Consider the following 13156-nt stretch of genomic DNA (forward strand, 5'->3'; position numbering starts at 1 on the left):
ATGGTTGAGCCTGGCCCAGTTCCTCCCAGGCAAAGCACAAGACCAAGATGGCACATCGCCAACAAAATACCCTTCCCCGCTAACGTTGTTTTATCGTTGTTGCAGCCCCTGATCTGGTGGAAAAGCCCACTCCATGAATCGTCATGGAGCTTCCCATGTTTCAACTCCTTTCCTGGATATCCAGGAAGCCTTCCCCCAGCCCACTAACCAAAGCTGCCCCTGGGGGATTCCTCCCTCCTCTGAGCAGTATGGAACTGCTCGGCACGCCTCGCCGCCGGCAGCTACTGGAGAACATCTGGCAACGTGCCTCGCTATCCAAGCAGCAATTCGAGGAGATCTACCGGCGGCCACTGGCCAACTATGCCGAGCTGGTCCAGCAGCTCCCTGCTTCGGAAAACCATCACCATGCCCATCCAGGCGGGATGATCGATCACGGCCTGGAGATCGTGGCCTACGCACTGAAGGTACGGCAGACCTACCTGCTCCCGATCGGAGCAGCGCCGGAGTCACAGTCAGCCCAGGCTGAAGCCTGGTCGGCCGCCGCGGCGTATGGCGCCCTGGCTCACGACATAGGCAAGATCGTCGTAGACCTGCAGGTAGAGCTTCAGGACGGCAGCACCTGGCACCCTTGGAACGGTCCGATCAACCAGCCATACCGCTTCAAGTACGTGAAGTCCCGCGAATACCAGCTCCACGGCGCTGCCTCAGCACTCCTCATCCACCAACTGCTACCGCGCACTGCACTCGATTGGCTCAGTCGCTTTCCAGAGCTGTGGGCTCAATTGATATACCTGTTCGCTGGGCAGTACGAGCACGCCGGGATCCTCGGCGAGATCATCGTGAAGGCAGACCAGGCGTCTGTGGCGCAGGAGCTCGGGGGGAATCCTGATCGAGCACTGGCCGCACCGAAGCAGTCGCTGCAGCGGCAGTTGGCAGACGGCCTTCGCTTCCTGGTGAAGGACAAGTTCAAGCTGAATCAACCGGGCGGCCCGTCCGACGGCTGGCTGACCCAGGACGCACTCTGGCTCGTGAGCAAGCCTGTGTCCGACCAGTTGAGAGCCTACCTACTAGCCCAGGGAATCGAAGGCGTGCCCTCTTCCAATAGCACGCTCTTCAACATGCTTCAGGACCAAGCCATCATCCAGACCAACGCCGAGGACAAGGCCATCTGGACGGCCACGGTAGACAACGGTGCTGGATGGAGAAACAAGTTCACGCTGCTCAAGATTGCTCCAGCCCTGATCTGGACAGACCCTGCCGAGCGTCCCGCACCCTACAGCGGATCACTCGTCGTTGCAGATGGAAACACCTCCACGGAAAAGTCGGAAACAACCTGCGAAATCCCCATCGAACTGGTTGAACAGCCACAGGTACCAGAAGCCAAGATGACGCTCCGCCAACCTGCGCCGAGAGTTGCGAAGCCCTCAACTGATGACCAGGAAGAAACAGACGATTTGTACGCGCTTCTTGGTAGTATCAATTCGCCACCAGAAGAGCTAGACACTAGCCACGACTCATCAGCTGCTTCTCCTACCAACACTCGCGGGGAGGAGAACCTACAGCAGCCATTAGGAACCGCGGAGCCAGCAGATTACGCTCCCGAAACAGTTGAAGACGTATTTATGCCTAGCAGAAGCACTGATCTGGGACAGAGATTCGTTGGCTGGATGAAATCTGGCATCGCGGCCCGTCGCCTGTTCATTAACGACACCAAGGCTTTGGTGCATACCGTCGACGGGACCGCCATGCTGGTCACGCCAGGAATCTTCAAGCGTTATGTCCAGGAGCATCCTGAGCTTGAAAAACTGGCCCAGGCCAAGGAGACCAACGGCTGGAAACTGGTGCAGCGCGCATTCGAGAAACAGAACCTGCATCGCAAGACCAGCAAGAGCCTGAACATCTGGACCATCAAGGTATCAGGTCCGCGCAAGACGAAAGAACTCAAGGCCTATCTGCTCCAGGATCCGACCTTGCTGTTCCCTGAGCAGCCCCTGGACAACCCAAGCCTTACCGTCATCAACGATGCTGAAGGGGGTGCACAATGACCCCGCTTCAGCTCACCGAGGAGTACCTCCTCGCGCATGACTTGCGCCAGGCCAGCCAGAAGACCTACCGGGCAGCTGCTCGCGCCCTGATCCGCCACTTCGGCCCAGCCGTCTCCGTACATGAGATAACCCACCGCGGCATACTGGAATGGCGCCGCGAAGTCCTGGAGCAGGGATTGTCCAAGCGGAGCTGGAACACCTATTCGAGCCACCTGCGCACCATCTGGGGACATGCCATCGAGTCCGAACTGTTGACGCACACCCAGGTGAATCCTTTCAATAAAACCGGCGTGATTCCACCGAAGCGACCCAGTAAAACCGTGGCGCTCGAGGCCATACAGAACGCACGGGCCTGGCTAAAAGTACTGGAGAGCTCCGAGCACTGTACGGGCGAGCGCGCCCAGATCACCCCGGCCTGGTTCTGGCGATGCGTCTTCGAGACGTTCTACGATACCGGCATCCGCCTCAATGCCCTGCTGTGCATTCGCAAATGCGACGTGCAGTGGGACAACCGAATCATCGTGGTGCGCGGCGAGACGGAAAAGACCCACCGGGAATTCTCCATCCCCATCACTGACGGCATGGCTCCCCACATACATCGACTCCTGAATGAAGCCGAGACCGCGGGAATCAAGAGCACGGATCAATTGTTCAACGTCAATCGCTTCTCGCCCCATTACTCGCGCCAGGAAATGAACAGCGATCAGGTCGAAGCCATGTACCGGAAGCTGACGGAGAAAGTCGGCGTGCGCATGACACCGCATCGCTTCAGGCATACGCTGGCGAGTGACCTGATGAAGCAGCATGAGCGCAATATCCATGTCGCCAAGGATCTACTCAACCACTCCAATATCCAAACAACAATGAGCTATATCGAGACGGATCACGATCAGATTCGGGCCGTGCTCGACGAAAGGCGACAAGCGCACGATGCGTTGAGACACCGGCACAAAATCGACTACAGCCGCTCGCCACAGGCTGCCGCGCCGGTTCCGCCTTCTCGCTCCGAGCAGCCATCGGCTGCCCGGCCACCCTCTTCACACGCCAAGCAACCATCGGCAACGCGGGCTGCACGGCCTGCCGCCCGTGCTCGCGCGCCGGAGTCGGCTCGACCGGCGACGCGCTTGTCTCTCCCCCCTCCTGTCATCAGCGAGATGCCGTGCCATGGGGCCGAGAGCTGGGCTTCGCCATCGCCAGAGCGCTTCGAACAGACGGTCGTGATGGGTTTGATGGCGCAGTACATGGCACGCTCTGCCTCAGCGTTAATGACCGCAGCAAGGCCGGAACAGGGGCGCTCACCCCGGTGGGAGAGTGCCAGCCAAAGCGGAATGACCTAGCACGATGAAATGCAGGCGACTTTCCGGCGAACGGTAAGGCCGCTGTAACTCGATCGCCCGGCCAGTAGAAAGACGGGAATGGCCGAGAGCATCTAGTTTCCAGGCGTCAACCTGCTGGCGGAGACATGCACAGCGGTGTGCCCGCTCATCTACCCCCTTTAATCGCTGATTACACCGGGGGCGTTTTTGCACGTCAGTCAGAAGGAATCAGAGGCCCAAAAACGAAGAAACCCACCAATTACGGTGGGTTATCTCATATTGACATCACGCCAGAGGGGGCCTAATGTTCGCGGCAGACGGCTGCAGACCGGCAACTTAGAGTGCAACCAGCCCAGCCACTAGAGATTATCCAGTGGAGCCATGAACCTGAAATGGTGGGTCGTGTAGGATTCGAACCTACGACCAATTGGTTAAAAGCCAACTGCTCTACCGACTGAGCTAACGACCCAAGTATGAGGTGGTCGGGGTAGAGAGATTCGAACTCCCGACATCCTGCTCCCAAAGCAGGCGCGCTACCGGACTGCGCTATACCCCGATTGGAAGTTGGCTCCGCGACCTGGACTCGAACCAGGGACCCAATGATTAACAGTCATTTGCTCTACCGACTGAGCTATCGCGGAACGTCTTTCTTCCAACCCTGGACGCTTCCGGTGTTGCTGGATTCGCGTCTCAGAGGCGCGCCATTTTACGGATGCACGCGGGCATGTCAACCCTCTGATCCAAAAAGTTTTTCTTCTTTTTCCACGAGCGGCAAAACGGCCCTTCCACTGCATGCGGCAGCGCTCTCACTCCCACCGGACGCCCATGAAAAAGCCCCGCCGAAGCGGGGCTTTCCCTGTCCGTCCACGAAGAGGTCAGGCGAAGACGATCTCGTCGCCTTCCACCTTCGCCGAGATACTGGCACCCGGCGCGAATTTGCCGGCCAGGATCAGTTGCGCCAGCGGGTTCTCGATCCAGCGCTGGATGGCCCGCTTCAGCGGGCGTGCGCCATAGACCGGGTCGAAGCCGACGGCGATCAGCTTGTCCAGCGCCTCCTGGCTCAGTTCCAGGCTCAGCTCGCGCTCGGCCAGGCGCTTGCGCAGGCGACCGAGCTGGATCTCGGCGATGCCGGCGATCTGCTCGCGAGCCAGCGGCTCGAATACCACCACTTCGTCGATCCGGTTGATGAATTCCGGACGGAAGTGCGCATTGACCGCGTCCATCACTGCGGCACGTTGCGCCTCGCGGTCGCCGGCCAGCTCCTGGATCTGTGCCGAACCGAGGTTGGAGGTCATCACCACCACGGTGTTGCGGAAGTCCACCGTACGCCCGTGACTGTCGGTCAGGCGTCCGTCCTCGAGCACCTGGAGGAGAATGTTGAATACATCCGGATGGGCCTTCTCCACCTCGTCCAGCAGCACCACCGAGTAAGGCTTGCGGCGGATCGCCTCGGTCAGGTAGCCGCCTTCCTCGAAGCCGACGTAGCCCGGAGGCGCGCCGATCAGGCGGGCCACCGAGTGTTTCTCCATGAACTCGGACATATCGATCCGCACCAGCGCCTCCTCGGTATCGAAGAGGAACTCGGCCAGCGCCTTGCACAACTCGGTCTTGCCCACCCCGGTCGGGCCGAGGAAGAGGAACGAGCCGCTCGGCCGGTTCGGATCGGCGAGGCCGGCGCGCGAACGGCGCACGGCGTTGGACACGGCGACTACCGCCTCGTCCTGGCCGATCACTCGCCGATGCAGCTCCTGCTCCATGCGCAGCAGCTTCTCGCGCTCGCCCTCGAGCATCTTCGACACCGGGATACCGGTCCACTTGGAAACCACTTCGGCGATTTCCTCGTCGGTCACCTTGTTGCGCAGCAACTGGTTCTCGGTCTTGCCGTGCTGGTCGACCATCTGCAGGCTGCGTTCCAGGTCCGGGATGGTCTGGTACTGGATGCGCGCCATGCTCTCGAGGTCGCCCTTGCGCCGCGCCGCCTCCATCTCCTGCTTGGCCTGCTCGATCTTCTGCTGGATCTGCGCCGAGCCCTGCACCTCGGCCTTCTCGGACTTCCAGATCTCCTCGAGGTCGGCGTATTCGCGCTCGAGCTTGACGATATCCTCCTCCAGCTTGGCCAGGCGCTTCCTGGTGGCTTCGTCGTCTTCCTTCTTCAGCGCCTCGCGCTCGATCTTCAGCTGGATCAGGCGACGGTCGAGACGATCCAGTTCCTCCGGCTTGGAGTCGATCTCCATGCGGATGCGGCTGGCGGCCTCGTCGATCAGGTCGATGGCCTTGTCCGGCAGTTGCCGATCGGTGATGTAGCGGTGCGACAGCTTGGCCGCGGCGATGATCGCGCCGTCGGTGATGCTCACCCCGTGGTGCACTTCATAGCGTTCCTTGAGGCCACGGAGGATGGCGATGGTGTCTTCCTCGCTCGGTTCGTCCACCAGCACCTTCTGGAAGCGGCGCTCCAGCGCGGCATCCTTCTCGATGTACTGGCGATACTCGTCGAGGGTAGTAGCACCGACGCAGTGCAGCTCGCCGCGCGCCAGAGCCGGCTTGAGCATGTTGCCGGCGTCCATGGCGCCTTCCGCCTTGCCGGCGCCGACCATGGTGTGCAGTTCGTCGATGAACAGGATGACCCGGCCTTCCTGCTTGCCCAGTTCGTTGAGGACCGCCTTCAGGCGTTCCTCGAACTCGCCGCGGAACTTGGCACCGGCGATCAGCGCCCCCATGTCCAGGGCCAGCAGGCGCTTGTCCTTGAGGCCGTCCGGCACTTCGCCGTTGATGATGCGCTGGGCCAGGCCCTCGACGATGGCGGTCTTGCCGACGCCGGGTTCGCCGATCAGCACCGGGTTGTTCTTGGTCCGCCGCTGCAGGACCTGGATGGTCCGGCGGATCTCGTCGTCGCGACCGATCACCGGGTCGAGCTTGCCTTCCTCGGCGCGCTTGGTCATGTCGACGGTGTACTTGTCCAGCGCCTGGCGCGACTCCTCGACGTTCGGGTCGTTCACCGCTTCGCCGCCACGCAGGTTGGCCACGGCATTCTCCAGCGCCTTGCGCGACACGCCCTGGCCGAGCAGCAGCTTGCCGAGCCTGGTGTTCTCGTCCATCGCGGCCAGCAATACCAGCTCGCTGGAGATGAACTGGTCGCCCTTCTGCTGGGCCAGGCGGTCAGCCTGGTTGAGCAGGCGTGCGAGATCCTGGGACAGGTTCACGTCGCCGGTCGGGCTCTGGATCTTCGGCAGCGCGTCGAGTTCTTTGTTGAGGCCGCTGCGCAGGGCGGCGATATCGAAGCCGACCTGCATCAGCAGGGGCTTGATCGAACCGCCTTGCTGCTCGAGCAGGGCGGAAAGCAGGTGCACCGGCTCGATGGCCGGATGGTCATGGCCAACGGCCAGGGACTGGGCGTCGGAGAGCGCCAGTTGCAGCTTGCTGGTCAAACGGTCTATTCGCATGGGTCGTCCTTCCTTCTATAGAGCGGGCCGGAACGATGGGTGTCCCTGATGAAGAAAAGCCCGCCGAGATGACTCAGTAGATAAGGGCGATTTTCCGCGGTTCAAGCGACCGGACCGTGACATCGGTCAGTTGCCGCCGGATAACCTGCGCGGGCCTAGTCCTGGAGCCAGACCAGGCTGGCAAAACGGCCGGTACGCGACGAGCGGCGGTAGGAATAGAAGCGCGCGGTATCGCTGAAGGTGCAGAAGCCACCGCCATGCACGGCGGTGACGCCATGGGCGCCCAGGCGGATCCGCGCGAGTCGGTAGATGTCGGCCATGAAGCGGCCCGGATTGGCGCTAGGTACGAAAGCCGAGCGCGCCTCGGCGTGCGCAGCGACGAATGCATCGCGGACCTCGCCGCCGACCTCGAAGGCCCGCGGGCCGATCGCCGGCCCCAGCCAGACCAGCAGTTCGTCGCCGGGCACGCCCAGGCTGTCCACCGTCGCCTCCAGCACGCCCGCCGCCAGCCCGCGCCAGCCGGCATGGGCCGCGGCCACGCGGGTGCCCGAGCGGTCGCAGAACAACGCCGGCAGGCAGTCGGCGGTCATGATCGTACAGGCGACGCCCGGCATCGCGCTCCAGCTGGCGTCGGCCCTGAGCACCCGGCTCGGGTCGGCCTCCACCACCGTCACTCCGTGCACCTGGTCCAACCAGCTCTGCCGGCATTCCAGACGCTCGGTCAGGCGTCGGCGGTTTTCTTCCACGGCGCGCGGATCGTCGTCGACGTGGGCGCCAAGGTTCAGACTGTCGAAGGGTGCCTGGCTGACCCCGCCACTGCGCGTGGTCACGCAGGCCCGCACACGGGCCGGCGCCGGCCAGTCGGGGGTCAGCCAGGCGTTCATCCGACGAACGCCTCGCGATCCTGGCGCAACAGGCTGAGCAGCCAGAGGAAGTCTTCCGGCAGCGGCGACTCCCACTTCATGCGCACGCCGGTGGCCGGGTGATCCAGTTCGAGGAAGCGCGCGTGCAGCGCCTGCCGGGGGAACTCGCGAAGAGTCTGGACCAGGGTCTGGCTGGCCACCGGGGGAATCCTGAAGCGCCCACCGTAGACCGGATCGCCGACCAGGGGATAGCCGATATGGCTCATGTGCACGCGGATCTGGTGGGTACGCCCGGTCTCCAGCTTGACCCGGGTATGGGTGTGCGCACGGAAGCGTTCCAGCACGCGGTAATGGCTGACCGCCACCTTGCCGGCGTCGACCACCGCCATCTTCTGCCGCTGCACGCCATGCCGTCCGATCGGCGCATCGATGGTGCCGCCGGAGGTGATCACGCCGATCACGATCGCCTCGTAGATGCGGCTGACCGACCGTGCCTGCAGTTGCGCCACCAGCTTGGTGTGGGCCTCCAGCGTCTTGGCCACCACCATCAGGCCGGTCGTGTCCTTGTCCAGGCGGTGGACGATCCCGGCGCGCGGCACATTGGCGATGTCCGGGACATGGTAGAGCAAGGCATTCAGCAGGGTGCCGTCCTGATGGCCGGCAGCCGGATGGACCACCAGGCCGGCGGGCTTGTCGATCACCAGGATGTGCTCGTCCTCGTAGACGATTTCCAGCTCGATGTCCTGTGCGAGCCACTCGCCCTGGGCTTCCTGCTCGGCCTCCAGGACCAGTTGCGCGCCGCTGTGGACGATGTCGCGCGGGCGCAGCACGGCGCCGTCGACGGTCAGGCGTCCGTCCTTGATCCAGCCGGCCAGACGGGAGCGGGAGTGTTCGGGAAAAAGCTGGGCGGCGATCTGGTCGAGACGCTGGCCACCCAGCTCGAACGGCACCTCGGCCGCGCGTTGAATCATATCGGACATGAGTAGGAGACGATGCTCAGCGCGGCTTTTGGAATCGGCTACGCGCTGTGGTTAAATACGGGGTCTTTGTCCCAGGGGGTGCCTGGGGCGCCAATCATAACAGACGGTTGAGGCCAAGCCGACCGTCCCAGGGACGCAAGCCGCCATGCAAGTGAAACACCTGCTGCTGATCGCCATCCTCGCCCTCACCGCAGCCTGCTCCTCGAACAAGGAGACTGTCGACGAGAACCTGAGCGAGAGCCAGCTGTACCAGCAGGCGCAGGACGACCTCAACAACAAGAGCTACAACAGCGCCGTCACCAAGCTGAAAGCCCTCGAATCGCGCTATCCCTTCGGCCGCTACGCCGAGCAGGCCCAGCTCGAGCTGATCTACGCCAACTACAAGAACATGGAGCCCGAAGCCGCCCGCGCCGCCGCCGAACGCTTCATCCGCCTGCATCCGCAGCACCCCAACGTCGACTACGCCTACTACCTCAAGGGCCTGTCCTCCTTCGACCAGGACCGCGGCCTGCTGGCGCGCTTCCTGCCGCTGGACATGACCAAGCGCGACCCGGGCGCCGCCCGCGACTCCTTCAACGAGTTCGCCCAGCTCACCAGCCGCTTCCCCAACAGCCGCTACGCCCCGGACGCCAAGGCGCGCATGGTGTACCTGCGCAACCTGCTGGCGGCCTACGAAGTGCACGTCGGCCACTACTACCTGAAGCGCCAGGCCTATGTCGCCGCCGCCAACCGCGGTCGCTACGTGGTAGAGAACTTCCAGGAAACCCCGGCCGTCGGCGATGGCCTGGCGATCATGGTCGAAGCCTACCGTCGCCTGGGTCTCGACGACCTGGCCAGCACCAGCCTGGAAACCCTCAAGCTCAACTATCCGGATAACGCCAGCCTCAAGGATGGCGAGTTCGTCGCCCGCGAAAGCGAGGCCGACACCCGCTCCTGGCTGGCCAAGGCCACCCTGGGCCTGATCGAAGGCGGCGAGCCGCCGCCGCACATGGAAACCCAGGCCGCCAAGGACGTGATCAAGCAGTACGAGGATGCCGAGCGGGAGATCCCCGCCGAACTGAAGCCGGAAAACCAGGATCACAGCGCCGACGACGAGAAGCCGGAGAGCGATGACGACGAAGACTCCGGCCGCTCCTGGTGGAGCTACATGACCTTCGGTCTCTTCGACTGATCGCACGAAACACCGAAGGGAGGCGCAGGCCTCCCTTCTTTTTGCCCGCCGCCATGCCTCTCCCAGCGCCAAACGCCGCACAGCCTGGACCTTCCCGGCTGGGATCGAGCCGGCGGCTTGGCTAAACTGCAGCTTTCTCCAGCCTCCGAGATCACCATGGGCCTTTTCCGCCTCCTGTTCTGGATCGCCCTGATCGCCATCGCGTTCTGGCTCTGGCGTCGCTTTACCCGTCCCACTCCGCGCCAGCAGCAACGTCCGCAGGACGAGCCGAGCGCATCGCCGATGGTCCGCTGCGCCCATTGCGGCGTCCACGTGCCGCAGGCCAACGCCCTCGCCCACGAACAACGCTGGTATTGCAGCCAGGCGCACCTGCGCCAGGACCAGGGCGACCGTGCGCGCTGAACGGCTACGGCTGAGCGAGGAGCAGGGGCAACGCATCCTCCGTCTGTACCACCTGTACCGCCTGACCATCGGCCTGGTACTGGTCCTGCTGATCTCCAGCGAACTGGAAGATCAGGTCCTCAAGCTCGTCCACCCTGAACTGTTCCATGTCGGCAGTTGGTGCTACCTGGTCTTCAACATCCTGGTCGCGCTGTTCCTGCCGCCGTCACGGCAATTGCTGCCGATCTTCATCCTCGCGCTCACCGACGTGCTGATGCTTTGCGGCCTGTTCTACGCAGGTGGCGGCGTACCCAGCGGCATCGGCAGCCTGCTGGTGGTGGCGGTGGCCATTGCCAACATCCTGCTGCGCGGGCGCATCGGCCTGGTCATCGCGGCGGCGGCCAGCCTCGGTCTGCTCTACCTGACCTTCTTCCTCAGCCTGAGCAGTCCGGACGCCACCAACCACTACGTCCAGGCCGGCGGCCTCGGCACCCTGTGCTTCGCCGCCGCGCTGGTGATCCAGGCCCTGGTGCGGCGCCAGGAGCAGACCGAAACGCTGGCCGAAGAACGCGCCGAGACGGTCGCCAACCTGGAGGAACTCAACGCATTGATCCTGCAGCGCATGCGCACCGGCATCCTTGTGGTCGATAGCCGTCAGGCCATCCTCCTCGCCAACCAGGCCGCCCTCGGCCTGCTCAGGCAGGACGACGTGCAGGGCGCCAGCCTCGGCCGCCACAGCCCGATGCTGATGCACTGCATGAAGCAATGGCGCCTGAATCCCAGCCTCCGTCCGCCGACGCTCAAGGTGGTGCCGGATGGCCCGACGGTGCAACCCAGCTTTATCAGCCTCAACCGCGAAGACGACCAGCACGTGCTGATCTTCCTCGAAGACATTTCGCAGATCGCCCAGCAGGCGCAGCAGATGAAGCTGGCCGGTCTCGGCCGCCTGACCGCCGGCATCGCCCATGAGATCCGCAACCCGCTGGGCGCGATCAGCCACGCCGCCCAACTGCTGCAGGAGTCAGAGGAACTGGATGCCCCGGACCGACGCCTGACGCAGATCATCCAGGACCAGTCGAAGCGGATGAACCTGGTCATCGAGAACGTCCTGCAGCTCTCCCGTCGCCGCCAGGCCGAACCGCAGCAGCTCGACCTGAAGGAGTGGCTTCAGCGGTTCGTCGACGAATACCCCGGCAGGCTGCGCAACGACAGCCAACTGCACCTGCAGCTCGGTGCCGGCGACATCCAGACCCGCATGGACCCACACCAGTTGAACCAGGTGCTGAGCAACCTGGTGCAGAACGGTCTTCGCTACAGCGCCCAGGCGCACGGGCGCGGCCAGGTCTGGCTGAGCCTCGCGCGCGACCCGGAGAGCGACCTGCCGGTGCTGGAAGTCATCGACGACGGTCCCGGCGTACCGGCGGACAAACTGAACAACCTGTTCGAACCCTTCTTTACTACAGAAAGCAAAGGTACCGGCCTGGGCCTCTATCTCTCCCGCGAGCTCTGCGAGAGCAATCAGGCACGGATCGACTACCGCAATCGCGAGGAAGGCGGCGGCTGCTTCCGCATCACCTTCGCCCACCCGCGCAAACTCAGCTGACGGAAGCCGCACGCATGAGCCGACAAAAAGCCCTGATCGTCGACGATGAACCGGATATCCGCGAACTGCTGGAAATCACTCTCGGCCGCATGAAGCTGGACACCCGCAGCGCCCGCAACGTCAAGGAAGCCCGCGAGTTGCTGGCCCGCGAGCCGTTCGACCTGTGCCTCACCGACATGCGCCTGCCGGACGGCAGCGGCCTCGATCTGGTCCAGTACATCCAGCAGCGCCATCCACAGACCCCGGTGGCCATGATCACCGCGTACGGCAGCCTGGACACCGCGATCCAGGCGCTCAAGGCCGGTGCCTTCGACTTCCTCACCAAACCGGTCGACCTCGGTCGCTTGCGGGAGCTGGTGGCAACCGCCCTGCGCTTGCGCAACCCGGAAGCCGAGGAAGCGCCGGTGGACAACCGCCTGCTCGGCGAGTCGCCGCCGATGCGCGCCCTGCGCAACCAGATCGGCAAGCTGGCGCGCAGCCAGGCGCCGGTCTACATCAGTGGCGAGTCCGGTAGCGGCAAGGAGCTGGTGGCGCGCCTGATCCACGAGCAGGGGCCACGTATCGAGCGGCCGTTCGTGCCGGTGAACTGCGGCGCGATTCCCTCCGAACTGATGGAAAGCGAGTTCTTCGGCCACAAGAAAGGCAGCTTCACTGGCGCTATCGAAGACAAGCAGGGCCTGTTCCAGGCCGCCAGCGGCGGCACCCTGTTCCTCGACGAAGTCGCCGACCTGCCGATGGCCATGCAGGTCAAACTGCTCCGGGCGATCCAGGAAAAGGCCGTGCGCGCGGTCGGCGGCCAGCAGGAGGTCGCCGTCGACGTGCGCATCCTCTGCGCCACCCACAAGGACCTCGCCGCCGAAGTCGGCGCCGGGCGCTTCCGCCAGGACCTCTACTACCGCCTCAACGTCATCGAGCTGCGCGTACCGCCGCTGCGCGAACGCCGCGAGGACATCCCGCTGCTCGCCGAACGCATCCTCAAGCGCCTGGCCGGCGACACCGGCCTGCCGGCCGCCAGGCTGACCGGCGACGCACAGGAGAAGCTGAAGAACTACCGCTTCCCGGGCAACGTCCGCGAGCTGGAAAACATGCTGGAGCGCGCCTACACCCTGTGCGAAGACGACCAGATCCAGCCTCACGACCTGCGCCTGGCCGATGCGCCGGGTGCCAGCCAGGAAGGCGCCGCGAGCCTGAGCGAAATAGACAACCTCGAGGACTACCTGGAAGACATCGAGCGCAAGCTGATCATGCAGGCGCTCGAGGAGACCCGCTGGAACCGCACCGCCGCGGCCCAGCGCCTGGGCCTGACGTTCCGCTCGATGCGCTACCGCCTGAAAAAGCTGGGCATCGACTGAAAGTG

General features: G+C 63.8%; 9 protein-coding genes and 3 tRNA genes. 6 read left to right on the plus strand and 6 right to left on the minus strand.

The window, feature by feature from the left end; all coding sequences use genetic code 11:
• Positions 1-155 precede the first annotated feature (155 nt).
• The gene (mobH, locus tag LE197_RS22080; RefSeq protein ID WP_034005329.1) at positions 156-2045 is read left to right on the plus strand and encodes a MobH family relaxase; all 1890 of its coding nucleotides are present in this window, start codon (positions 156-158) and stop codon (positions 2043-2045) included.
• On the plus strand, positions 2042-3382 hold the full coding sequence (xerC, locus tag LE197_RS22085) for a tyrosine recombinase XerC (RefSeq protein ID WP_003150279.1): 1341 nt from the start codon (positions 2042-2044) through the stop codon (positions 3380-3382). Before mobH ends, xerC begins: the two co-directional genes overlap by 4 nt.
• A gap of 372 nt (positions 3383-3754) precedes the next feature.
• Here the strand turns inward: xerC and LE197_RS22090 are convergent.
• The 6 genes from LE197_RS22090 to rluD form a co-directional block, all read right to left on the minus strand.
• Positions 3755-3830, minus strand: a tRNA-Lys gene (locus LE197_RS22090).
• Between the two features lie 10 nt (positions 3831-3840).
• Positions 3841-3917, minus strand: a tRNA-Pro gene (locus tag LE197_RS22095).
• 9 nt (positions 3918-3926) lie between these two features.
• Positions 3927-4002: transfer RNA gene (locus LE197_RS22100), tRNA-Asn, on the minus strand.
• A 234-nt stretch (positions 4003-4236) separates the two neighbouring features.
• Positions 4237-6801, minus strand: coding sequence for an ATP-dependent chaperone ClpB (clpB, locus tag LE197_RS22105; RefSeq protein ID WP_003094682.1), 2565 nt, complete (start codon positions 6799-6801; stop codon positions 4237-4239).
• Positions 6802-6956: 155 nt separating this feature from the next.
• On the minus strand, positions 6957-7685 hold the full coding sequence (gene pgeF / locus LE197_RS22110) for a peptidoglycan editing factor PgeF (RefSeq protein WP_019682292.1): 729 nt from the start codon (positions 7683-7685) through the stop codon (positions 6957-6959).
• A complete protein-coding gene (rluD, locus tag LE197_RS22115; RefSeq protein ID WP_003094686.1) occupies positions 7682-8644 on the minus strand; it encodes a 23S rRNA pseudouridine(1911/1915/1917) synthase RluD in 963 nt (320 codons plus the stop codon). The genes pgeF and rluD overlap by 4 nt, the downstream gene beginning before the upstream one ends.
• Before the next feature lie 145 nt (positions 8645-8789).
• Here rluD and LE197_RS22120 point away from each other — a divergent pair, with 145 nt between their 5' ends.
• From LE197_RS22120 to pilR, 4 genes are all read left to right on the plus strand, one after another.
• Positions 8790-9815 carry an outer membrane protein assembly factor BamD gene (locus tag LE197_RS22120; protein WP_003102590.1) on the plus strand — a complete coding sequence of 342 codons (1026 nt, stop codon included), beginning with the start codon at positions 8790-8792 and terminating at the stop codon, positions 9813-9815.
• 156 nt (positions 9816-9971) lie between these two features.
• Positions 9972-10217 (plus strand): PP0621 family protein, encoded by a 246-nt coding sequence (locus tag LE197_RS22125; RefSeq protein ID WP_003102591.1) that lies wholly within the window; start codon positions 9972-9974, stop codon positions 10215-10217.
• Positions 10207-11799 (plus strand): two-component system sensor histidine kinase PilS, encoded by a 1593-nt coding sequence (gene pilS / locus LE197_RS22130; RefSeq protein WP_003094692.1) that lies wholly within the window; start codon positions 10207-10209, stop codon positions 11797-11799. Before LE197_RS22125 ends, pilS begins: the two co-directional genes overlap by 11 nt.
• A gap of 14 nt (positions 11800-11813) precedes the next feature.
• On the plus strand, positions 11814-13151 hold the full coding sequence (gene pilR / locus LE197_RS22135) for a two-component system response regulator PilR (RefSeq protein WP_003094694.1): 1338 nt from the start codon (positions 11814-11816) through the stop codon (positions 13149-13151).
• Positions 13152-13156 lie beyond the last annotated feature (5 nt).

The organism is Pseudomonas sp. PS1(2021) (assembly GCF_020405165.1).
Lineage (GTDB): Bacteria > Pseudomonadota > Gammaproteobacteria > Pseudomonadales > Pseudomonadaceae > Pseudomonas > Pseudomonas aeruginosa.

Bases quoted from the DNA above. Each gene is read 5' to 3' on its own strand.
- clpB (WP_003094682.1), bottom strand. From the start codon at position 6,801: ATGCGAATAGACCGTTTGACCAGCAAGCTGCAACTGGCGCTCTCCGAC.
- LE197_RS22120 (WP_003102590.1), top strand. From the start codon at position 8,790: ATGCAAGTGAAACACCTGCTGCTGATCGCCATCCTCGCCCTCACCGCA.
- xerC (WP_003150279.1), top strand. From the start codon at position 2,042: ATGACCCCGCTTCAGCTCACCGAGGAGTACCTCCTCGCGCATGACTTG.
- rluD (WP_003094686.1), bottom strand. From the start codon at position 8,644: ATGTCCGATATGATTCAACGCGCGGCCGAGGTGCCGTTCGAGCTGGGT.
- pgeF (WP_019682292.1), bottom strand. From the start codon at position 7,685: ATGAACGCCTGGCTGACCCCCGACTGGCCGGCGCCGGCCCGTGTGCGG.
- LE197_RS22125 (WP_003102591.1), top strand. From the start codon at position 9,972: ATGGGCCTTTTCCGCCTCCTGTTCTGGATCGCCCTGATCGCCATCGCG.
- mobH (WP_034005329.1), top strand. From the start codon at position 156: ATGTTTCAACTCCTTTCCTGGATATCCAGGAAGCCTTCCCCCAGCCCA.
- pilR (WP_003094694.1), top strand. From the start codon at position 11,814: ATGAGCCGACAAAAAGCCCTGATCGTCGACGATGAACCGGATATCCGC.